The 21,084-nt window shown below is 69.7% G+C and carries 18 protein-coding genes; 10 read left to right on the top strand and 8 right to left on the bottom strand.

Going from position 1 to position 21,084, the window contains the following annotated elements; all coding sequences use genetic code 11:
* Positions 1 to 225 precede the first annotated feature (225 nt).
* Positions 226 to 468, top strand: a complete 243-nt coding sequence (locus AB0M48_RS05325; RefSeq protein ID WP_363836106.1) for a hypothetical protein — start codon at positions 226 to 228, stop codon at positions 466 to 468.
* Positions 462 to 2,156: an HEXXH motif domain-containing protein gene (locus AB0M48_RS05330; RefSeq protein WP_363836107.1), complete on the top strand. Its 1,695-nt coding sequence runs from the start codon at positions 462 to 464 to the stop codon at positions 2,154 to 2,156. The genes AB0M48_RS05325 and AB0M48_RS05330 overlap by 7 nt, the downstream gene beginning before the upstream one ends.
* A 4-nt stretch (positions 2,157 to 2,160) precedes the next feature.
* Here the strand turns inward: AB0M48_RS05330 and fxsT are convergent, their stop codons facing one another.
* Genes fxsT through AB0M48_RS05345 form a run of 3 tightly spaced genes read right to left on the bottom strand, consistent with a single transcriptional unit; the run spans position 2,161 to position 9,544 of the window.
* Positions 2,161 to 6,399 carry an FxSxx-COOH system tetratricopeptide repeat protein gene (gene fxsT, locus AB0M48_RS05335; protein ID WP_363836108.1) on the bottom strand — a complete coding sequence of 1,413 codons (4,239 nt, stop codon included), beginning with the start codon at positions 6,397 to 6,399 and terminating at the stop codon, positions 2,161 to 2,163.
* Positions 6,396 to 7,430 (bottom strand): AAA family ATPase, encoded by a 1,035-nt coding sequence (locus AB0M48_RS05340; RefSeq protein ID WP_363836109.1) that lies wholly within the window; start codon positions 7,428 to 7,430, stop codon positions 6,396 to 6,398. The genes fxsT and AB0M48_RS05340 overlap by 4 nt, the downstream gene beginning before the upstream one ends.
* Positions 7,427 to 9,544, bottom strand: a complete 2,118-nt coding sequence (locus AB0M48_RS05345) for a hypothetical protein (RefSeq protein WP_363836110.1) — start codon at positions 9,542 to 9,544, stop codon at positions 7,427 to 7,429. The genes AB0M48_RS05340 and AB0M48_RS05345 overlap by 4 nt, the downstream gene beginning before the upstream one ends.
* Positions 9,545 to 9,670: 126 nt before the next feature.
* Here AB0M48_RS05345 and AB0M48_RS05350 point away from each other — a divergent pair, with 126 nt between their 5' ends.
* A complete protein-coding gene (locus AB0M48_RS05350) occupies positions 9,671 to 10,324 on the top strand; it encodes a Crp/Fnr family transcriptional regulator (RefSeq protein WP_363836111.1) in 654 nt (217 codons plus the stop codon).
* An 82-nt stretch (positions 10,325 to 10,406) separates the two neighbouring features.
* Complete coding sequence (locus tag AB0M48_RS05355) at positions 10,407 to 10,730, top strand: hypothetical protein (protein ID WP_363836112.1); 324 nt, start codon at positions 10,407 to 10,409, stop codon at positions 10,728 to 10,730.
* A gap of 53 nt (positions 10,731 to 10,783) precedes the next feature.
* Here AB0M48_RS05355 and AB0M48_RS05360 read toward each other — a convergent pair whose 3' ends face one another.
* The 3 genes from AB0M48_RS05360 to AB0M48_RS05370 all read right to left on the bottom strand — a co-directional run bounded on the left by AB0M48_RS05360 (position 10,784) and on the right by AB0M48_RS05370 (position 15,413).
* Positions 10,784 to 11,884 (bottom strand): serine hydrolase domain-containing protein, encoded by a 1,101-nt coding sequence (locus tag AB0M48_RS05360; RefSeq protein WP_363836113.1) that lies wholly within the window; start codon positions 11,882 to 11,884, stop codon positions 10,784 to 10,786.
* 80 nt (positions 11,885 to 11,964) lie between these two features.
* Positions 11,965 to 12,633, bottom strand: a complete 669-nt coding sequence (locus tag AB0M48_RS05365; protein ID WP_363836114.1) for a phosphoribosylformylglycinamidine synthase subunit PurQ — start codon at positions 12,631 to 12,633, stop codon at positions 11,965 to 11,967.
* The gene (locus AB0M48_RS05370; RefSeq protein ID WP_363836115.1) at positions 12,630 to 15,413 is read right to left on the bottom strand and encodes an AIR synthase-related protein; all 2,784 of its coding nucleotides are present in this window, start codon (positions 15,411 to 15,413) and stop codon (positions 12,630 to 12,632) included. The genes AB0M48_RS05365 and AB0M48_RS05370 overlap by 4 nt, the downstream gene beginning before the upstream one ends.
* A gap of 312 nt (positions 15,414 to 15,725) precedes the next feature.
* Here AB0M48_RS05370 and AB0M48_RS05375 point away from each other — a divergent pair, with 312 nt between their 5' ends.
* The 3 genes from AB0M48_RS05375 to AB0M48_RS05385 all read left to right on the top strand — a co-directional run bounded on the left by AB0M48_RS05375 (position 15,726) and on the right by AB0M48_RS05385 (position 17,349).
* Positions 15,726 to 16,562, top strand: a complete 837-nt coding sequence (locus tag AB0M48_RS05375; RefSeq protein ID WP_363836116.1) for a hypothetical protein — start codon at positions 15,726 to 15,728, stop codon at positions 16,560 to 16,562.
* Entirely contained in the window at positions 16,559 to 16,867 is a 309-nt protein-coding gene (locus tag AB0M48_RS05380) for a transcriptional regulator (RefSeq protein ID WP_363836117.1), read from the top strand. The genes AB0M48_RS05375 and AB0M48_RS05380 overlap by 4 nt, the downstream gene beginning before the upstream one ends.
* A gap of 278 nt (positions 16,868 to 17,145) precedes the next feature.
* Positions 17,146 to 17,349, top strand: a complete 204-nt coding sequence (locus tag AB0M48_RS05385) for a cold-shock protein (RefSeq protein WP_030475722.1) — start codon at positions 17,146 to 17,148, stop codon at positions 17,347 to 17,349.
* A 111-nt stretch (positions 17,350 to 17,460) separates the two neighbouring features.
* On the opposite strand, the gene AB0M48_RS05390 is transcribed toward AB0M48_RS05385, so the two are convergent.
* Complete coding sequence (locus AB0M48_RS05390; RefSeq protein ID WP_363836118.1) at positions 17,461 to 18,021, bottom strand: TetR family transcriptional regulator; 561 nt, start codon at positions 18,019 to 18,021, stop codon at positions 17,461 to 17,463.
* A gap of 59 nt (positions 18,022 to 18,080) precedes the next feature.
* Here AB0M48_RS05390 and AB0M48_RS05395 point away from each other — a divergent pair, with 59 nt between their 5' ends.
* Positions 18,081 to 18,497 carry a DUF3995 domain-containing protein gene (locus AB0M48_RS05395; RefSeq protein ID WP_363836119.1) on the top strand — a complete coding sequence of 139 codons (417 nt, stop codon included), beginning with the start codon at positions 18,081 to 18,083 and terminating at the stop codon, positions 18,495 to 18,497.
* Positions 18,498 to 18,507: 10 nt separating this feature from the next.
* On the opposite strand, the gene AB0M48_RS05400 is transcribed toward AB0M48_RS05395, so the two are convergent.
* Positions 18,508 to 19,086: a helix-turn-helix domain-containing protein gene (locus AB0M48_RS05400; RefSeq protein WP_363836121.1), complete on the bottom strand. Its 579-nt coding sequence runs from the start codon at positions 19,084 to 19,086 to the stop codon at positions 18,508 to 18,510.
* Between the two features lie 159 nt (positions 19,087 to 19,245).
* Between AB0M48_RS05400 and AB0M48_RS05405 the strand changes: the two genes are divergently transcribed.
* Both AB0M48_RS05405 and AB0M48_RS05410 read left to right on the top strand, forming a co-directional pair.
* Complete coding sequence (locus AB0M48_RS05405; RefSeq protein WP_363836122.1) at positions 19,246 to 20,061, top strand: oxidoreductase; 816 nt, start codon at positions 19,246 to 19,248, stop codon at positions 20,059 to 20,061.
* 120 nt (positions 20,062 to 20,181) lie between these two features.
* On the top strand, positions 20,182 to 21,054 hold the full coding sequence (locus tag AB0M48_RS05410) for a phosphotransferase (RefSeq protein ID WP_363836123.1): 873 nt from the start codon (positions 20,182 to 20,184) through the stop codon (positions 21,052 to 21,054).
* Positions 21,055 to 21,084 lie beyond the last annotated feature (30 nt).

Consider the following 21,084-nt stretch of genomic DNA (forward strand, 5'->3'; position numbering starts at 1 on the left):
GTGACGGGAATCCGTGTCCATGAATTGTCCACTTTGGCCTCCTACAAGGATTTCCGCTGGTCATGAGATCATGGAGTGACCGAACATCACCCATGGTGCCGAAATTCCCCGTGGTGGCGCAGATGGAGCAGCACCCATGTACGCGAAAGGATCTCCCATACACCAGGCCGATTGGGCATGATGCAAGTGACATCGGTGTCACGGTCGGTAGTCGGGAGGGAACCCGTGGAAGAGGCTCCAGAGGTGAACTGCGCACTCGTCGACCTGACAGGCATTTCTCTCGATGAACTCAGGCACACCACCGACGAGTCGGTGACCGCGTCCGTCCGCGCGGTGCTGCTCGACGTCGCTGATCCGGGCGCCCGGGCGGCGCGGATGAGCGATTCGGGCGGACAGAACGACTGCAGCGGCGCCAGGGTGCCCGAGCGGTGGGACGAGCGGAAGCTGGTACCGCTGATCACGTGCTGACCTCTCATCGGCTGCCGCCTCGGTTCGTCGACCAACTCGCCTGGGGCGGTGGTGATGACGCGGTCCTGACGGTGCTGGACGACGGTCAGTTCAGCGCCCGGCTGGTCGCTCTGCGCGCTCTGCTGGACGAGGTCTCCGGCCGGTCGCTTCTGCTCGGGGTCGACGAAGCGTGGGACCTGCTCGTCGAGGCGCAGCGGAAGTCCCCCGGCCTCGTGCGCGAAACCCTGTTGCTGCCCCAGGTCGGCGTGTGGCTCACCGACGTGTTGCGAAGACTGCACGGGACCGCCGAGTCGGCGGGACCGCTGTGGGCGGACGTCGGCCACCTGAGGTGCGTGGCCGTGGTCGCGGCCCATCTGAGCGATCTCGACTTCTCCCTGGACGTCCCGGTGAGCCGGGGTGTGATCTCGCTGCCCTCGCTGGGCGTCGCGACCTTCCCGGAGGTGCGCACGTGGGCGGTGGCGCGAGCGGAACGCCGGGCGGGTGTGCTCTGCCTGTCCTTCGGGGACCGCACCATTCGCGTCCCTGACGACGAAGGCTGGCTGCCCGTGCGCCGGATCGGTGCCGGTGGCTTCACCCCCCTGCTGGACGACGTCGAGCCGCACCGCGACTACCGCGCCACAGCCGGGCCCCGCCGCTTGACCGGCGTCGAGGTCGCGCTCTGGGAACAGGGTCTCCAGGACGCGTGGCCGTTGCTGCGCACCGAACACGCGGAGGCGCTCCGCGCGCTGGTGAGCACCGTGGTGCCGGTGCCACCGAGGAATGGCGGCATTCCCTACAGCGGCTCCTCCGCGGACGCGTACGGGGCGGTGCTGATGTCACCCCCGCCCGACCCCTCCGCATTCGCCGAGACGCTCACACACGAGGTGCAGCACACGAAACTCGCCGCGCTCGCGACCATGGAACCGCTGTGCGCCGTGGGTGGCAGCGCGTACTGCTACGCGCCGTGGCGCGACGATCCGCGGCCGGTGAGCGGGCTTTTCCAAGGGGTGTACGCCTTTCTCGGCGTGACCGACTTCTGGCGGACACATCGGGAGACGGCCCCGTCCGAGCGCGCCGACTTCGAGTTCGCCTACTGGTGCCGCCAAACAGCGCACGCGGCCCGGTTTCTGCGCGACTGCGACGAACTGACCGCGGCCGGGCGCCGTTTCGCCACGATCATGGCGGCGCGACTGGCGCTGTGGAGCCGGATCCGGGTCGGCGGCGCCGCCGAGCACGCGGCACGCCTCGCCGCACAGGACCACCGCGCCACCTGGCTGGCTCGCCACCTGACACCGGAGCCCGCCGCCGTCGAGAGGCTCGCGGAGGACTGGCTGGCCGGGCGGCCCCGCGGAGCGCTGCCGGTCCCGGCACTGACGCCCCGGCCGGCGTCACCGTTGCCGCGCATGGAACTGCGGCGCCTTCTGCTGCGGACGCCGGCCGGCTTCACGAGCGATGCCTTCACCGACGTGACGACAGCCGACCTCCGCCACCTGGCGGGCGACCAGGAGGCCGCCGCCCGCTTCTACGTCGCCGACATCGCCGCGCGCCCGGACGACGTGTCCCCGTGGATCGGTCTCGGCCTCGCCGATCCGTCGGCGCGGGCCCTGCTGCGCGTACCCGCGGTGGTCATGGCGGTGCACGCCGAGATCCTCCGCCGCACCGGTAAGTTCCCCGACCCACGCGTGCTCGCCGCGTGGGTCGGGAGCTGACCGCTCAGCCCGTCGGCAGTGCTTCCAGGTCGCAGTCCGCCCTGGTGCTGCTGGCGGCCGAGACGGTCGCCGGGTGGTTCTTGCCGAGCGCGCGGCGGAACCTGCTGATCACGTCGATCTGGAGCGACTCGGCGTCCGCGGTGCGGCCCATTCCGCGCAGGTCCAGGACGATGTTGGCGAGACACGCCAGCGTCGAGGGGTGGTCTTCGCCCAGCACCCGCTGGGAGCGTTCGAGCACCCTCTGGTTGAGCGCGTAGGACCTCTCGAAGTCGCCGGACGCCGCGTGGTCACTCGCCCTGTTCGTGGCGCAGACGAGCGTGAACGGGTGGTCGTAGCCCAGCGCGTCCTGCATCGTGACGAACGCGTCCTCGTTGAGCTCGGCGGCCCTTTCGAGCTCTCCCATGAGCCTCAGGGTCACCGCGAGGTTCGTCTTGGCCGCCAGCACGTAGGGGTGGTACTCGCCGAGCGTCTCCGCGTACGCCGCGAGGACCTGCTCGCCCAGTGCCCTCGACTCGGCCAGCGCACCCGCCTGCCGCAGGTCCACCGCGAGGTTCAGCGACGCGGCCAGCGAACCGGGGTAGTTGTCGCCGTACCGCTTCGCGTACCTGAGCACCGCTTCCTCCGAGAGGCGCAGCGCTCCCGCGTGGTCACCCGCCTTGCGCCGGGCGACGGCGAGGTTCTTGATGGCCCGCAACGTGTCCGGGTGGTCGTCGCCGAAGAGCCTGCGGTGTTTCGCCACCGCGGTCTCGAGCATGTCCCTGGCCTGGACGTACTCACCGCACTCGCGGATGTCCAAGCACAGGTTGTTGAGCATCGAGAGCGTGAACCGGTGCTCGTCTCCGAGGATGCGGGCGCGGTGCTCCCAGGTCGCCTGGTCGATGTCGCGGGCCTCGGCGAACCGCCCGACGAGCCGCAGCGCGATCCCGAGGTTGTCCGCCGCGGCGAGGGAAAGCCCGTCCTCCTCGCCGTAGACCGCCTTCGCGGTGCGGTACGCGCCATCGCTGAGCTGCCACGCCTTGGTGAACTCCCCCAGTGCGCGCACGTCCTGAGCGACCATGTTCGCGAGCACGAGGGTGTTCTCGGACTCCTCACCGAGGTTCTCCCGCGCCACCGCGTAGGCGCGCTCGTCGACCGCGAGCGCTTCGGTGTAGCGACCGAGCGCGCGCAGGCAGACACCGACCTGCTTCGCCGTGGACAGCGTGTCCGGCTTCTCCTCACCGAACCGCTCGCTCCAGTAGGCGAGGAGCTCACGCCCGTAGTCCAGACCGCTCTGGTCGTCGCCCCACGCCGCCAGGAAGACAGCGCTGTGCAACGCGGTGCGCCGGACCCACGGGTCGTCGCACTCCTGCATCTTCGACGCGCGCACGTGCGGCAGGAGTTCGATGTACTTGGGCCAGTTGTTCTGGGTGGCGGGGCCACGCGGGTCGTCCGTGGCGAGCAGCACGTGGGCGGCGTGGCGCATCTGCGCGCGTTCCTGCGGGGTCATGCGGTCGAACAACGCGCCCTGCACCAGCCTGTGCAGCAGGATCGTGCCCTTGCTCTGGTCGATCTGCGCCAGGCTGTACCTGTTGATCTGCCGCATCGCCTTGCCGAGCAGCAACGGGTCGCGCAGCGCCTCGCCGAGCTCGTCCGGCACCGGGATGCCCTGCAGCTCGATGAAGAGGCTGCGGCTGATCGGCTCGGGAGCGAAGAACGCGCACACCTGCAGCAGCTGCAGAGCCGCCGGGTTCTCCTCGCTCAGCCGGTCGAACGACACGTTCCACGCGGCCGCGACCGGCACGTGGTAGTCCACGGGCAATCCGGCTTCGAGCAGTTCCGCGCGTTTGCGCGCGAAGAGCGAAAGGTACTCGCCGGCATTCATGCCGGTCTCCCGGAGCCAGGACGCTGCCTGCTCGATCGCGAGGGGCAGGTCTCCGAGCACATCGGCGACCTGTTCCGCGTCGGAGTCGGTCAAACCCTGGTTGCGTCGCTGCAGGAGCTGTTTGCTCTCGGCTCGGCTGAAGAGGTCGACCTCGACCGTCTGCGCGACGCTCGACCAATGGGTGTTCCGTGAAGTCACCAGGATGTGTCCTGAACCGCCGGTCGGGAAAAAAGGTCGGACGTCCTCGGGTTTGTCCGCGTTGTCGAACACCAGCAACCAGCGCCGATAGGGATGTCCGCGCCGCAATGATTCCCGTACCGCCGCAATGACGGAGTTGACCGCGCCGGTGTTCGGGATTCCGAGCTGTGCGGCCAGCTCCACGAAAACCGAGCGGATGTGCGTCGGGTCTTCCGATGGAATCCACCAGACGACGTCGTAGTCGTCCGCGTGCAGATACGCGTACTCGACCGCGACCTGCGACTTGCCGATGCCGCCGAGTCCGTACAGCGCTTCGGGGAGCACTGCGGTCGGGTTGGCGTCACCCGAGGTCAGGCGGGTGTTGAGGGCCGCCAGCATGGCGGTTCGCCCGGTGAAGTTGAAGTTGCGCGGAGGGACGGACCACGCGCGTGGAGCGTCACCTTGCTGACTCAGGATCGTGGACGAGGCCTCATCTCGTACCGTCACTGTCCCTCCTGGGTCAGCTGCATTGAGCGTCGATATTTGTGAGGGATTTTCCTCTTCGGCGGGAGCAGACACGCGCGCGATTGAATCAGCGGACTCGGCCTCCGGTTCTACCCGGTCGGCCGTGAGATCCGCGATCACCGTACTGATACGATTGGACCGTTTGGCGTAGGGCCCGCTCATCGCGCGAAAGATCACCTGTTGCAGGCGCAGATGAGGGAGACTTTCCGGGGTCGCCTCCGAAATGGCGGAGTCCGGATCGTCGAGCGCTTCCTTGATGCCGCGCGTCGCTTCGGCTTTCGGCCCCAGAAAGTCGGCCACGGTGCGCAGAACGCGGGCCGTGTCGGCTCGCGAGCAGGTGGAGAGCAATTCCTGGCGCAATCCGTCCCGGAACTCGTAGGTGCCGGGAGAAGAAGTGCCTTCGTCGCGTTCGACGAGGCCGCCGAGCAGCACCTCGGCCAGGTGCGAGAGCTTCGTGCCGGGCAGCACGGTCTGGCGGACGGCGCTCATCACCGGGAGCTTCAGCGGGACCGGGGTGGCGGCGAGCAGGCCCGCGAGGGCGAACGCCGGCGGGGAGGCGATGGTGCGGAAACGGCTCACCCGGTCGGCGGGGCTCAGGTGCGGCAACGGGTCGACCTCGAAGGTGCTCTCCTTGGCACTCGGGTCGGCGAACAACGTGGTGAGGCGGACGGCGGGGCCGTCGCCGGTGACCAGCCGGGTCCAGTGGCCGAGCCAGTCCGGGCGCAGTTCCAGCACGGGCACGGGCACCGCGGTGTCCGGTGGTCGTTCGTCGGAGGGGTCGGCGAGGCGGTAGCGGATGCGGGCGTTCGGCGCGCCCGCGCCGGGCATCCGCAGCTGCACCCTCGTCGTCACGAGGCCGGTCCAGCTCCACAGCTCGTGCGGGAGCAGGTGCATCACGGACACGTGGATCGACCGGCCCCAGTAGCCGATGACGCGGTCGGCCGCGCCGGTGTGCCACGCCCTGCCGACCCCGTCCGTCACCACGAGCACCAGGCGGCCACCGGACGGGTCGAGCAGTTCCGCCGGGCCGCGGGACGGGCCGTCGGGCGCGCCGACGCGCACCAGCAGGTCGCCGGAGCTCTCCTGGTCGAAGTCGACGAAGTAGAGGCGGACGGTGCGGAAAGCGCCCTGGGTCTCGAGCACCGCGCGGAAGTCCGCGATCTCGCGCTGCCAGATCTCCAGCGACGCCGTGTCCACGACGAGCGCGATCTCGAACGGCCGGGTGAGCGCGGGGAGGAAGGCGGGCAGCCACACGCCGGTCTCGGCGACGCGGACCGCGGTGGTCTCCTCGTCGAACTCCACCTCGTGGTCCGAGGGCACGAGTCGCGCCAGCGGTCGCAACGCCCGGGAGATCGCGCGGGTGTGCGGCAGGCTCTCGGTGACCGGGCGCGCGGCGCCCGGTTCGTGCTGCGGCGGCGTGCCGAGGGCGAACCGCGGAAGGTCGTCCTTTGTGGACCGCGTGACTTCGGGGAGACCGTGCGGAGACGTGGTGGACCGGAGGGCCGGTGGAACGTCCTCGGGAGGCGGAAGTGCCATCGGCAGAACGACGTGCTGTCGCGTCGGCGTGGCCGGCACCGCCGCCGGTCCCGCCACCTCCCTGCTCGCGTTCCACATCCGGCTCGCGAGCCACAGCGCGTCCGCCAGTTCTCTCGCGGTGAGGTCGCGCTCCGCCGCGCTCATTCGAACCCCGTGGTGGAAAGCCGGTGCCACAGGGCGTCGCGCAGGCGTTCCCACGCGACCCGGTCCGCGGTGAGCCCGCTCGACGACGCGAGCTGGATGGTGTTCAGCAGCTGGTCGATCGCGAGTCCGCCCTCGGACTCGCTGCGGCGCAGGAACTTCCGGATCAGCTCGGCGGAACCGCCCGACGCGTCGCGGAAGTGCGCCGCCACCATGCTCGCGAGCTGTTCCTCGTTCGGCGGCTGCATCTCCAGCTGCAACGTCCTGCGCAGGAACGCCGGGGGGAACTCGCGTTCGCGGTTGCTGGTGAACACGATGAACGGGAAAGCGCGGCACACCACCCGTCCCTCGGGGATCTCCGCGCTGCCACCGGGATCCGCGGTGTGCACGACGACCTTCGGCGTCCGGCGCGCGACGCGGGCGAGCTCGCGGATCAGGAACTCCCCGTCCTCCAGCACCGCGAGAAGGTCGTGCGGCAAAGAGAGATCGGCCTTGTCCACCTCGTCCACCACCAGGACCCGCGGCAGCTCGTACGGCAGCAACGCCGTGCCCAGCGGTCCCAGGTGGATGAAGTCGCCGATGTCGGTCGGCTCGTCGAGCACACCGCTCGCCTTGGCGCTGGAAGCGTGCACGCGGCCGATGGCGTCGTACTCGTAGAGGCCGTCCTGCCGCAGCTTGGTGCTCGACGTCACCGGCCACGTCAGGACCGGTCCCAGCGAGAGCTCCCTGGCCACCCGGAACGCGAGCGACGTCTTGCCGGTGCCGGGGCCGCCGGTGACGAGCAACGGCCTGCGCAGCAGCAGGGCGGCGTTGACCATGTCGATCTCGTGCCGGTCGGCCGGGTAGGACGTGTCGGCGCCGGGCGCGCCGATCCGCCGGGTGTTCTCGTTCTCCCCGCCGGCCGGCAGGGGCAGCGCGGGACCGCCCCGGAACACCCGCCACGGCGGCGGTTCCGGCAGGTCGGTCCGCAGGTCCACCTCGGCGCCCGGCTGCCCGGTACCGGTGTAGATGTGCCAGTCGTCGGTGCGTGTCAAGGCGCGACCACCTCCTGCGGCAGGGGTTCCACCTGCCGGGCCGGGTCGTCCCACAGGACGCTGATGTGGCTGCCGGGGTGCCCGTCGCAGTCGTCGGCGTACTGGGCCTGGCCGCGCAGCTTCTTCACGTTCTCCAGCAGCTTGCCGAGCCCGCCGTCCGCCAGCAGGTCGTCGACGGCGGTGCGGAACGCCTTGCCGGCGCAGTCCTCCCGGTGCCAGATCAGCACGGGCACCCCGGTCTTGAGCGCGATCGCCACCTCCACCCTGCCGACGCTGTCGCGGGCGGACGGCGGGTCGGCGAGCACGAGCAGCACGACGTTCTCGGCGAGTGCGAGCTTGGCACCGAGTTTCTGCAGGTGTCTGGGGCCGTCGAGCTGGCTGCGGTGCACCGCGTCGTCGATGGGACTGTCCCCTGCCTGGAGGTGGTTCTGCAGGTTTGTCCATCGCCGCTTCCACCGGCGGTGTTTCGTCTTCTCCCTGCTCCGTTCCAGTGATCTCAGGGACACCAGGTAGTCGACCCCGATCGGGGTCGCCACCTCGTCGGAGAACGAGATCCACTGGTCGACGGGCAGGTTGAGCAGGTCTTTCGGCAGGATCATCTCGATCGAGACGCTGCTCGCGTTCTCCGCCCAGCCCTCGATCCGGCCGACCAGCTCGCCCACCCGCGCCTGCAGCTCGGCGAGGCTGCCGGTGTAGTCGCGGCCGCGCTGCGGGGCCCACGTCGCCGAGTTCACCTGCCACCACTCGGACAGCAGGTAGCGGCCGGGTTCGACGCCGTGCGGCTGCAGCCGCAGCACCAGGGACGCCTCGGCGGGCGCGACCGTCTCCGTGGTCTCCGCGGAGATCGACCCGCGCAACGCGAGCAGGTCGGCGTGCAGGCCCATGGCGCGCGCCTGGTCCTCGGAGAACTGCCAGAGGCGCTGGGAGAGCACGTCCCCCGCGTGCAGCGCGAGGTGTTCGAGCAACGCGAGCGCGGGCGGGACGCCGTCGGGCCGCGCGTTCATCCGCTCCAGCCGGTTCAGCACGTCGACGGCGTCGTGCCGGCCGGGCGGCAGGGGCGCGGCCTGGCTTCCCGCCGCGACCCGGTAGCACTCGGCGAGCTGCGGGAAGTCGGTGTCGCGCAGCAGTTCGGTGATGGTGCGGCGGTCCTCGTCACCGAAGAGCTCCAGCGTCGCCATGTCCTCGACGAGGCGGCTGATCTGCCGCAGCTCCTGGGCTTCCGGCTGCAACTGCCGCAGGGCCTGCAGCAACGTGCGCACCGCTCCCGGCCGGCGTCCGCAGGCGAGCACGATCGCGAAGACGTGCAGCCGGGCGTCGTCGAACTCGGCGACCCGCAGCCGTGGTTCGTGCGGGTCCAGCGCGCTGTTGACGAGCTGGAGGCACAACCTCCGGCCCTCGATCCGCCCCATCAGCGGCATCCTGGCGATCAGCTCGGCCAGGACGCCGAGCGACTCACCGCCGCCGACCACCGCCCCGTCGTCGATCTCGGCCGGTGCCACCGGGGCCGGCGCGGGCGCGGCCGCGGCGTGCATCGACTCGGCGGACAGGCGGATCCACGCCGACGTTCTGGTCTCCTTGACCGCGACCTCGATCTCCCGGTACGCGAGCGGCTCGGCCGCCGGGTCGTGCCACAGCACTTCCTCGTAGAACGCCTTCGACACGATCACCGCGAGCACCGCGGACGAGCCGGCCAGCGCGGACTTGAGCGGGTCTGCCTCCAGCAACCGGAACGTGAGGTTCACGCAGTCGCCGACCGCGCCCTTGGCGTTGAACGTGACCTCACCGAAGTGCAGCGCGATCCGCAGCCGGATGCGCGCCTCCTGGGTGACCGTCGCGTTGTAGCGCAGCAGGTTCGCGATCAACCGGCGGAGCAGGAACTCGGACAGCACCTGTTTGGGCACCTCGGGGGTGAACAGGAACATCGCGCCGTCACCGCGGTCCTCCTGGTGCCAGGAGTGCTCCTCGATGTTGCTTTCGCGCAGCGCGGCGTGCAGCGCGTCGTAGAGTCCGCCGTGGGCGACGAGCTTGTGGTGGTTGGTCCGGCTGGGGTCGCTGAACTTCTCCACGTCGACAGCCAGCACGGCCCGCGGCTCGGCGCGTGGTGTCTGTTCCACGGGTTCTCCCTACCGGCATGGGCGATGGTCCATTATCCGGAGTTGATCTGAATGTGGGTGCATTCCGGCCTGATTTAGATCAATCGGGGCAGTCAGGGGCGCGCGGTTGCCGGAATCATGAGGAGCATGCTGATCGACCGGTCTTTCTGGGGGATGCTCGACGAGGCCGATCGCACAGCGTTGCGGAACACCGCGACTCGTGTCGAATTTGCATCCGGTTCGGTGATCTGCCATCAGGGAGACCAGTCGCGCAACGTGCTCGTGGTGTCGCGGGGCAGGGTCCGGGTGAGCCGCTTCACCGTCACCGGCGAGGAGACGGTGCTCGCCGTCCGCGGCCCCGGCGAGATCATCGGCGAGCTCTCCGCCGTGGACGGCCGCCGCCGTTCCGCGACCCTGACCGCGGTGGACGACGTCAGTGGCCTGGTGATTTCCCCTCGTGCGCTGAAGTCGCTGTGCCACGTGCGACCCGGCATCACCTGGGCGATGCTGCGCGTCGTGGCGTCCCGCCAGCGCGCGATGGTCGGCCAGCAGGACCTCCGCACCGGCCCGTCGCTGCACCGCGTGGGCGCGATGCTGCTCGACCTCGCGCACCGGGAGGCGGACGACCTGATCGCGACGGTGCCGCTCTCCCAGCGCGAGCTGGCCGGAATTGCGGGCATTTCCCGCGAAACGCTCGCCCGCACGTTGAAAGTCCTGCGCGAAGGAGGAATCATCCTGACCCGCCGCAACGGCATAGAAATTCTTCGTGAGGAAGAATTGCGCGCCGTCTGCGGGATCTGACGCTGTGTGGCATCTGACGCAGACATCCGCCGCCCGTGACGATTTCCTGGACGCTCAGTTCGCCGAGCCCGCAGGAGCCGTCATGAAGCGCCGTTCACTGCCCGACCCCGACTCGCGCACTCAGGTCCTGCGGGCGCGTCGCAAGCACACGGAGCAGGTCGTGCTCACCGTCGTCTTCACCGTCGTCCAACTGTGGGCGATCGTGGCGGTCATCGTGCTGGTGGAGGCCCGCGGCGTGCTGGCCGTCGCCGTCGCCGTGGTGCTGTCGGCGTCGCTGATCGCCCTCTGGGACACCTGGCGCACGCTGCTGATGTTCGGCAGGGCGTTGCGGTCCTGGCTGCCGGACGAGCTGCCCGCCGCGGACGCCGCACCGCCACGACGACCGTCGAGCCTGGTGCGGCTGTAGATGCCCGGCGTGGCCCCGGCGGGGGGCGGGGCCACGCCACCCCGGTGCCGGCGTCAAGGCCGATCAGCTGGGGGGCTGGTGACGGCGTTGGCGATCCGCAGCGTCATCAGCTGCTGCGCGGCGTCGCGAGCCGTCGGGGTGAACGAGTACGCGATGCGCCGCTGCTGGTCCCGCGTCGAGAACAGGCCCGCGTTGTACCCGTACTGCTCCCCCGTCTTCCCCCAGACCGTGACGCCGTTGATGGTGAACGTCTGCAGCCCGGTGCTGTAGGCGGCGGGCCGACCGTCCACCATGGACACGTTCGGGAGTGTGAACAGCTTCTCCCGCAAGGCGGGCGGCAGCAGGTCGCCGTCGAACAGCGCCTCGGCGAACCGGGTGAGGTCACCGGTCGTGGAGATGATGTCGCCCTCGCCGTAGGACTTCGACGTGTTGAAGTCGGAGACGTCGACCAGGCCCCGGCCGGGCACGTCCAGGTACCCGTGGACGTGCGCCCCGCGGATGCTCGTCTCGTTGCGGCCGGGCACGTACGTCCTGGTGAGCCCGAGGGGACGCGCGATGCGCTTGTCGACCTCGTGACCGTAGCCGTGGCCGGTGACCTTCTCGATGATCATCGCGGCGAGCACGTAGTTGATGCCCCGGTACTCCTGTTGCGTGCCAGGGGTGAACTTCGGCTCGGTGGCGGGGATCATCTTCAGGCGCTGGTCCGGCGCGTACCGGTCGTAGCGGTGTTCGAGGACCTTCTCCGGTGTGCTCAGGTCGGGGAAGCCGACCTCGAACGGGATTCCGCTGGTGTGGTCGAGCAACTGCCCGACCTCGACGTCGTCCAGCGTCGGCGGCAGGTCCGGGAGGTAGTGCCGGACCGGCGTTTGCAGGCCGATCTTCTGCTCGGCGGCGAGCTGCAGCACGACCGTCGCCACGAACACCTTGGTGACGCTGCCGATGCGGAACCTGTCGTCCGGCCGGACCGGGCGCTGCGTCCGCCGGTCCGCGACGCCTGCGGTGCCGTACCAGCACCCCGCCGAGCCCGACACGCGCAGCTGCGCGGACGTCGCCGCCGGGTTGTCCAGGTCGGAGATGGCCGCGCGCAGGAGTTCCGGCTGCAGCGGCGGTAAGGGTGAAAGCGCGACCACGGCCGCGATCAGGAGTGACTTCATGATCACCAACCTGCCGTGGCCGGCAGGCCGCGACCATGGTGCCGGCCCCCGCGCTCGCGGTAGGGCCGGCACCAGTCGTACTAGCGAACCGCGCGCACGCCGTTGGAGAAGAACGCCAGGCGGACCTCGCGGTCGATCGCCCGCTCCGGGTGGTCCATCAGACCGAACGCCAGACCGTCGGCGCTCGTGATGCCCGCGATGTCCTCGAACGACCCGTCCGGGTTGGAGCCCTTCTCGTACCGCAGTGCGACGCGGTACCCCTCGGTCTCACTGCCCGGGTCGAACCGGCCCTCGCCGTGCGCGCACGGGAAGGTCAGCGTCTGACCGCCCAGGCCGGTGAGCCACGGGCTGTCGTTGTCGCCGTCGACGACGTGCCGCTGGTTCTCCTCGTTGCGGAACGTCCCGGCGCTGTTGACCTTCAGGCCGACCTTGCCGAAACAACCTCCGCGCACGGCGATCTGGAAGCCGTTGCAGATGCCGATCAGCGGACGCGTGCGGCAGGCCTCGAACTGGTCCGCCAGGTGGCTGCGCAGCAACGCCGCCGCCACCGCGCCACCGCCGAGGTGGTCGCCGAACGAGAACCCTCCCGGAATGCAGAGGATGTCGGCGTCGTCGAGCCGTTCGGTGCCCGCCAGCAGGTCGGCCGCGAACCGCATCCGCGGCTCGGCGCCCACCTCGGCGAACGCTCGGACGGTCTCCTCCTGGCAGTTGGTGCCGGGCAGGTACAGGACGTTGACGGTCGGCTTCATGCGATCCTCGCCGTGAACGAGTTGAGCCAGCCGTCGCGCGCGGCCGGAGCGAACAGGTCGATGCCGTCGAGCACGATTCCGGTGCCCTCCAGCGTGCCTTCGAGGACACCGAGGACGACAGGGCTGAGCTCGGCGGGCAGGGCGGCGACGTCGTCGGGGGCGACCTCGACGACAGCGCCGACGCGGTGCTCGGCGAAGAGCGACTCGGTGGTCGCGGACTCCAGCTTGACGCCGATGCCGCTGGCCAGCACGCCCTGGGCGAGCGTCGCCGCGACACCACCGGCACCGATGCGGGCACCGCTGCGCAACAGGTTCCTGCTCGCGGTGAGCGCGCCCAGGTAGCTGTCCACATCGGACAGTGCCAGGTCGTCGAGCGCGCCGGCCGGCAGGCTGAGCTTGCGGGCGGCGACCGTGCCGACCGGGGAGCTCGTGGCCAGACCGACGCGGACCAGCACGTTGCCCGGCGTGGTCCACTGCTCGCGCAGCAGGGCGTCGGTGTGCGGCACCTTGCCCAGTGCGCTCAGGAACACCGCGGGCGGCACGCTGACGAGGCCCTCGTCGGTGTGCACGGAACCCGCGGAGGAGTCCTTGCCCGAGATCAGCGGCACGCCGAAGTGGCGGACCAGCACGGCGAGCTCGTCGACCATGCCGACCAGCCACTCACGCCAGTGCGGCGACAGGTGCGGGGTGTAGAAGTTGTCGCACATGCAGACGTCGTTCACCGCGACGCCGGCGAGCACCTGGCCCGCGAGCACCGAGCAGAACATCTGGCGCGTCGCGGCGACCGGGTCGGCCTCGAACATCCACGGGTTGAACGCGGTGTTCACGACGGCGGCGGCGGGCGAACCCGCGACCGGCGTGCCCGCCCAGTAGGCCGTGCGGACCGAGTGCTCGGTGCCGTAGTGCGGGCCGTACCAGGAGTTGCCCTGGACCGTGGAGTCGTACTGCGAGTCGGCGAAGTGCTGCGAGGCGACCTCCACGTCGGCGACGACCTCCTCCAGCAGCCCGGCGAGCTGCGTGGGCGCCAGCTCCGGCCACTCGGGCACACCCGTCGGGCGCGGCGGCGGGCCGACCTCCTGGCGTTCGACCTCGATGTCGAGCAGGTCGTACGCCACGTCGAAGCCGAGTTCGCCCTGGTGGGCGGGCACGACGTCCGGGGCGCCCGCGATCAGCGCCTCCTCGGTCAGGTCCGGGGCGTGGAACACGTGGTAGCGACCCGTGTCCGCGAACCGGCCGATGACCGTCGAACGCACCATGTGGCGGTCGAGGATCTTCTTCGCCCGCTCCTGGTGCTCCGGCGGCACGGCGAGCAGCATGCGTTCCTGCGACTCGGACAGCAGGATCCGCCACATCGGCAACGCCGCGGTCTTCAGCGGCACCAGCGCGGTGTTGATCCAGACACCGCACGCCTCGCCGATCTCGCCGACGGCGCTGTTCAGGCCCGCGCCACCGACGTCGGTGAGCGCGCTCATGCAGCCCGCTTCGCGCAGTTCGATCAGCGCCTTGCGGAACTTGACCTGCTCCAGCGGCGCGCCGATCTGCACGGCGGCCGTGTCCATGACGGCACCGGCGGAGCTCGCGGACGCGCCGTGGATGCCCTCGTTGCCGGTCAGGCCACCGATGAGCACCACGAAGTCACCGGGCCGCGGCGTGCCGCGCTGCGCCGCCGACACGGGCAGCAGGCCGATGCTGCCGCCGAGCGCGAACGGCTTGGCGCGGTAGGCGGGGTGGAACGTCATGCGCGACGACATCATCGGCACGCCGAAGGTGTTGCCGTACTCCTTGATCGCCCGGATCGTCTCGCCGGCGAGCCTGCGCGCGTCCGGCCGGCCCTTGATGGGCGCGGGCGCCTCGGGCTCACCGATGGCCGTGTACTCGAAGCTGCCGATGGGGTCGGCGCTCAGCCCGGTGCCGAGGATGTCGCGCAGCACGCCGCCGAGCTTGGTCAGCTGCCCGAAGTAGCCGGAGATCGCCGACGGCCCGTTGTGCGTCTCGGCCTTGATGGCGATCGCGTGGCCGTCGTAGAAGTCCCAGACGCCGGCGTTGTCGTGGAACATGCTGAGCACGTTCGGGTTGTCGACGTCCTTCGCGGCCTGGACGAGCCGCCCGAGCAGACTGCCGAGCGACTTCCACGTGGTGTGCGCGCAGTGGTCGCTCCACCGGGCGTCGAGCGCCTCCAGCAGGACGTCCGTGACGAACTCGTCCCCGAGCGCGTTCTGCACGTGCTGCACGTGCTTCATCTGCGCGAGCGACAGGTTGCGCCCACCCGCCGTGCCGAGCTCGGCGAGCGCCGCGTCGTCGAGCCCGCGCAGGTCGTACTGCACCGCCGACTCGTAGTGGCCCTGCGGCACGAGGGTGTCGTAGTGCGGTTCCTCGTCGTGCAGCTCTTCGATGGTCGCGTTGAACCGCGTGGAGACCACCAGGTCCCGCAGCCGCGGCGACGCGGACCTGTAGCTGGTGGCGACCTTGCCGGCCTTGGCCTCGACGCCGAGCAGCCCGCACACGGTGATGATCGAGTCGCTCTCGTTGTCGACCACACCGCGCTTGTAGGCGACCTGGACGGCACCCGCGTCCAGCGGCTGGTCCAGATAGACCTCGACGTCGAGCTGGTCACCGAGCACGGCGGCCACCTCGGCGAGCGCGGCGGCGCCGGGCGAGGTCTCGAACTCGACGTAGTAGTCGCGCCACACCTCGAGGTCGTCGAGTTCCCACGATCGGCCGAGCTCACGGATGTCGGGCTCCGCTACCCCCGCGGAGCGAACCGAGAACTTGTGGATCAACAATCCTCCTGGAGCTGAACGGTCGGGGGCAATTGTCCCCGGTAGCGACCGCGCTCGTGGAAGCACCCAGGCAACCGGGCGAGGCCGCACTGCGACACATGCAGCACCCTAGGCGTTGAGCCCTCTTCAGCCCGAATCGGCGGAGGGCGACGAGCGTCACCCACCGTTCCGGGGGACCACGTGGAGCAGCACGCCGCTGGAGTCCTGCGGCACGACCACCCCTCACCACTGACCGGGCGCGCGGCGACTCCGTTGACAAGTCTGGTTTGCGATGCAAACCTGATTGCATCACAGGTACGTTTGGGGGACGAGATGACGAGTGATCCGGGCGAACTGCTCGACGAACTGGCGGGTCTGCGCAAACGCACCCGGGACGACCGGCACGGGTACTGGTTCCCGTTGCTGCTCATGGGAGTCCTGTCCCTGCTCTCGCTGCCGCTCTCCCAGGCCGATCCGCACCCGACCGAGCACCTCGTCGACGGCGGACCCGGCCCGTGGATCAACCCGCTGGTTCACCTCACGCTGAAGACAGAGGTCGTGCACTCGCTCGCGCTGTCGCTCTACTGGCTGGGCGCGCTGCTCGTGGCCGTGCTCGCCACGGTGTGGTGGTACCGCTGGCGCGCCCGGCGCGTCGGCGTGGAGACCCCGACCGGCTCGTACGTCCGGGTCGCACTGCTCGGCCTGATCGCGGTGCTGTTCGGCATTCCACTGAGCACGAGCGTGATCCTCAAGTACACCTTGTTCTATCCCTTGCCCCACGTCGCCGCCATGGTCATGGCGGTGCTCCTGGGGCTCGCCGTGCTCGCGTTCCGCGCCCGGCGGATGCGGCCGCTGTTCGTCCCCGTCGGCCTGCTGCTGGCGTCGGTCGCCTTGTCGCTGCTGCAGTTGCCCGACGTCGGCATCGACCTCGGGATGGGCGGCGGCGCCCAGTTCATGGCGATCGCGGCCGGCCTGCTGACGCTGGCGTGGATCGAGCGCAGCGTGTTGTGCTCGGTGATCGCGGTGGTGTTCACGACCGTCGCGTTGATCGTCAACAATTCGTCCATGGACAACGACGCTCTGGGCGGCGCCACGGGCGTCCTGCTGCTCGCGACCGTGCTCGTGCTCGGCGGACTGGGCGCACTCGCCGCCGGCAAGGCCTCGTCGTGACGGAGCACCCGACAGCGGCGCTGGACGACGTCGTCCACCAGCGGCACAGACTGGGCATCCTCACCATCGCGGGCGAGGTGAAACGGGTGGAGTTCGCCTACCTGAAGTCCACCCTGAACCTCACCGCCGGCAACCTCTCGCGGCACATCGCGGTGCTGGAGGAGGCCGGGCTGCTGGTGATCGAGAAGGGTTATGAAGGCAAACGGCCCAAGACCTGGGTCAGCGTCACGGCGGCCGGCCGCAAGGCGCTGGCCGCCGAGATGGCCGCCTTGCGCGCGCTGCTGGACCGCCACGGCAAAGCGTGACCTGCCCGTTTCCCGCCGCCGGCTGCCCGCTGCCCGGCCGCGCACCGGCCGTCGTCACCCGATCGGAACGCGATCTTCGACACGATCTTCGATGTTTAGGCGTGGCGGTGCTGGACGTGGCGGCTCACCGGTGTACGGTAGTGGTATCTGTCATGGTTCCGAAGTACCGTTCGCCCGTGATCGCAGGTCACGGGCGTTTTGCTGTTCAGCGTCTCCGGCCATGACGGATCACACGGCCCCGCACAGTGCGGGCGCCAAATTCATGCTTGGAGTGCACCATGGCCACCGGAACCGTCAAGTGGTTCAACGCTGAAAAGGGCTTCGGCTTCATCGAGCAGGACGGTGGCGGCGCCGACGTCTTCGCCCACTACTCGAACATCGCCGCTCAGGGCTTCCGTGAGCTCCAGGAAGGCCAGAAGGTCTCCTTCGACATCACGCAGGGCCAGAAGGGCCCGCAGGCGGAGAACATCGTCCCCGCCTAGTCCCTTACTGCCGCCCGCGGCACGAAGGACCACCAAAGCCCGGCCGGATGGACCATCCGGCCGGGCTTTGTCGTATCCGGACGCCCCCTCGTGCGCGCCATCGGCGAAGCGTCACCCGTTGAGGCTGGTGAGGGTGTCCACCAGGTATGCCAGAGCCTCCGGGTCGTCGACGACCTCCGGCAGCACGTCGGGCGTCGCCCGTCGCAACTGCACCCAGCCGACGTAGGCGGAGTAGGCGACAACAGCCTGGTGCCGAGCCCGCACCGGAGGCAGTCCGAGCTCGGCGTAGGCCTCGGCCAGGAACGCGACCCTGCGTTCGGTGACCCGCCGCAGGACCGGCGCGACCACCGGGTCGTCGGCATGCGCTACCAGCGCGGGTTCCAGCCCACTCGCCGGATCCTCGGTGATCGCGATCCGGAAGAGCTGACGAAGCTTGTCCCGCGGGTCGGCGATGGCCGCCACCCGATCGATCACCGCCACGGTGCCCTCCTGCTCCCACCAGTCCAGAGCGTCGCGCAGCAGCGCCGTCCGATCGGTGAAGTGCCAGTAGAAGCTGCCCCGCGTCACCCCGAGCCGCTGGGCGAGCGGCACCACGGCCACCGCGCTCACACCGCCCTCGGCCAGGGCGACGAGCGCTGCGGTGAGCCAGTCCTGCTTCGACAGCCGAGCCACGTCCATACAGTACTGTACGGTCGACCGTGCAGGGCTGTACGGAACGTTGGAGGCGCACGATGACGGTGTTGGGTCTGGGCACGGCCGCGGTGTTGACGCTGGTCGGCGTCCTGCACGTGGTGTGGATGTTCTCGCCGTGGCCTCTGCGCACCCGCGAGGAGTTCGCCAGCCGAGTGGTCGGCGTGCCGGTGGAGAAGCTGCCGACGGAGCCGATGACAGGCGCGGTCGCGGTGCTGCTCGGGATGGCCGCGTACCTCGTCGCGGGCAGAGCGGGCGTGGCGCCGGTACCAGGCCCCGGTTGGCTGGCGGCCGTGGGGACGGCCGGCGTGGCCGCGGTGTTCCTGCTGCGCGGCGCGGGCGGCCTGGTGGTGTCGTCACGGCAGGACACCGAATTCGCCCGGCTCGACCAGCGGATCTACTCGCCGCTGTGCCTCGTCCTGGCGGCGTGCTGCGCAACAGTCGCCGCGCTGGGATGAGCTTCCCGGCTCAGCTGCGTGGTCCTGCGCCGTGCAGCAGCGTGTCGATGACGAGCGTGGCCAACGCGTCCGGGTCCTCTGCAGTAGGACTCTCGTCGACGCCGGACCTGTTCAGGGCTTCGCTGAGGAGGGCGTAGTACACCTGCCGCGTCCACTCCAGGTCCGCCTCGGGGGCGAGAAGCCCTTCCTCGCGGGCCCGGTTGAGGAGGTCCGTCGTGTGGCCGTTGATCTCCTCCCAGAGGGCCGCCGCGGCGTCGGTGTGCGCCGTGGCGTGACTGAGGGTGAAGCGCCAAGTGGTCTTCACCCTCATGACGTTCGCGGTCACCCGGTACAGCGCCACGAGCGCGGGAGCGGACTCCGGCCGGGCTTCCTCGATCGCGTCGACGAGCTGCTGCTTTGCGGAGACGGCGAGCGCGTCCAGCAGCGCCTGCCGGTTCGCGAACCGGCGGTGCACCGTGATCCTGGTCAGGCCGGCCGCCTCGGCGATCTGCTCCATCGAGGCGTTCGCGTCCTCGGCGAGCACCCGCTCGGCCGCCTCGAGGATCGCACGCACACTGCGCTCGGCATCTGCCCGCAGTGCTCGGCCCATGTCTGTCTCCCGCCTGGTTCGCCATCCGCCTCTCGCAGAGGATACGGGCATGCTACGAGTAACCCATTAACTGATACTTCCGTGTTGCTGCTCGATCTCCTAACTGATACTTTGATGAAACCGATCGGGTTGCCGGTCCACATGGGTCAGGAGTTCGAGATGACGACGAACAAGCCGGTAGCCCTCGTGACGGGCGCGTCCTCCGGCATCGGCAGGGCCGCGGCCCTCGCGCTGGCCGAGGCCGGGTACGACGTGGTCGGCACGAGCCGGGACGCGTCGAAGGTCGCCCCGCTGCGCGGCGTGGAGTTCCTCGACCTCGACGTGGCCGGCGACGAGTCCGTCACCTCCGCGGTCGGACAGGTGATCGACCGGTTCGGCCGCATCGACGTCCTGGTCAACAACGCCGGGTTCGGCGCGGGCGGCGCCGCCGAGGAAAATTCCATGGCCCAGGACCAGCACGTCTTCGACATCAACGTCTTCGGCGTCATCCGCATGACCAAGGCCGTCCTGCCGCACATGCGCGCCCAGCGCAGCGGCCGCATCATCAACATCTCGTCCGTCGTCGGGTTCATCCCCGTGCCCTACATGGCCGTCTACGCCGCGTCCAAGCACGCCGTCGAGGGCTACTCCGAGTCCCTGGACCACGAGGTCCGCGAGTACGGCGTCCGCGTCCTGCTGGTCGAGCCCTCGTGGACCAACACCTCGTTCGAGGCCAACGCCACGCAGCCCGACCAGCCACTGGAGGTCTACGCCGAGCACCGGCGAGCCTTCGACCAGCGGATGGCGGCAGCGGTCAAGGCCGGCGACGACCCCGCCGTCGTAGCCAAGGCGATCGTCGCGGCCGCCACCGACGCCAAGCCGAAGCTGCGCTACCCCGCCGGCGCGCAGACCGGGCGCGTCCACGCCATGCGGCGCCTCGTCCCGTCGCGGATGTTCGACCAGCAGATCCGCAAGCTCAACCAGCTCCCCGCCTGACCGGCCCGCGTGCGTCCTACCCGAAGGACGTAATGACCTTGCGGCGCCTCGCTTAGAGCAACTCCAAGCACTAGAACGAACAGCGGAGCATGCTCGATGCGCCCAAGGTGAAGGGATCCAGTGTCAGAACAACCTGACCGCTCACCGGTCCTCGCACACCGCGGCCACTCGCTGAGCTCTCGGCTCAGCGAGGCCGACGCGCAGTTCCGGGAGTGGATGCACGAAAACCTCGATCACGCCGCGGCGCACTTCAGGCTCACCGTCATCGGAGAACCTTCGCTCGGCTGGCTGGACCGGTCGATCGGCGCGCCTGTGCGAGGAATCGGCGACCAGATGTGGTTGCGGGTGGTGTCCGAGGACAGGCAGTGGATCGAAGGTGAGTTCTGGACCGGAAATCTCGCAGCGAACGCCTTCACGGGCCTGTCCAAGCCGCGCGTCGTCGATGTCTTCGAGTGGGAGCACAGAAGGCACCAGCGTGCGGAGTTGATGACATTGGTGCCAGGTTCGCCGTGCTCCCGCACCGATGTCCTGCGGCACATGGCCGACCTTCCAGACCAGTGGTGGGCCGACCTGCGCAGAACTAGCGAGTTGATCGCGGCGATGCCGACCGACCGCGTCAACGCGGACCAAGCCTTGGTCACCGGCCGGATGCAGCAGCAGTTCGGGAACTCGGTGAACCCCGTTGTGCGCGAGTGGGAAACGGTCCACGGCGACCTGCACTGGGCGAACCTGATGGGCCCTGAGTTCGGTCTGCTGGACTGGGAGTCGTGGGGTCGCGGTCCACTTGGAACGGACGCCGCCACCCTGCTCAGCTACAGCCTTCTCGTACCGCGGGCCGTTGAGCGAGTGCGCGACACGTTCGCTGACGTGCTGGCGACCGACGCCGGGCTGCTCGCCCAGTTCTACGTGGCCGCCCGGCTGCTGCACCGCGTCGACAGGGGCGATCACCCGGATCTCGCCGCGCCGCTCAGAAGGCACGTCGACAGCTTGTGAAGACATCAACGACAACGAGGAAGCCTCTCC

This window comes from Lentzea sp. NPDC051208 (genome assembly GCF_040682435.1).
Taxonomy (GTDB): domain Bacteria; phylum Actinomycetota; class Actinomycetes; order Mycobacteriales; family Pseudonocardiaceae; genus Lentzea; species Lentzea kristufekii.